Raw genomic sequence first — 497 nt, 5'->3', positions numbered from 1 at the left:
TATTCGGTCGTGAGGTGGTCGTATTTGTGGTAATCGAGACCCTCGCTGAGAAAATCGGTGACCAGCATCCGGGTGTCGCCCTCGTTGGCGTCCCGCTCCAGCAGGTCGGCCAGCGGCTTGGTGAAGCGCTCGACCGCGTGGGCCACCCGGTTCCGCGCCTCCGCCTCCCACTCCGGGGAGAGGCCGCCGGAGACCGGGAATTCCCCCGTCCTCGTCATTACCTGGGTCGCGTCCACGTCCATGGGTGCTGTGCGTTCCGTTCCATGCGAGGTCGGCCCGCCGGATTCCCCGTGGAAAGTGCGAGCCGACGCGGAAGAATAAATCCCCAGCATGCTATCTGGCAGAACGTCCCGAAAGGGAGCAGCCATCGCGAATCGACCATGACTCCTCCATCCAGCGGAGCGGGACGCCAACGAGGGCGACACCCGGATGCTGGTCACCGATTTTCTCAGCGAGGGTCTCGATTACCACAAATACGACCACCTCACGACCGAATA

The 497-nt window shown here is 63.2% G+C and carries 1 pseudogene; it reads right to left on the bottom strand.

From position 1 onward, the window contains the following. Nucleotides 1-242: pseudogene (locus DEF28_RS26825) on the bottom strand (hypothetical protein); the annotation flags it as partial. Between the last annotated feature and the right edge of the window lie 255 nt (nucleotides 243-497).

It is taken from the genome of Marinitenerispora sediminis (genome assembly GCF_003336425.1).
Lineage (GTDB): Bacteria > Actinomycetota > Actinomycetes > Streptosporangiales > Streptosporangiaceae > Marinitenerispora > Marinitenerispora sediminis.
This window is presented reverse-complemented; position numbering and strand designations above follow the sequence as displayed.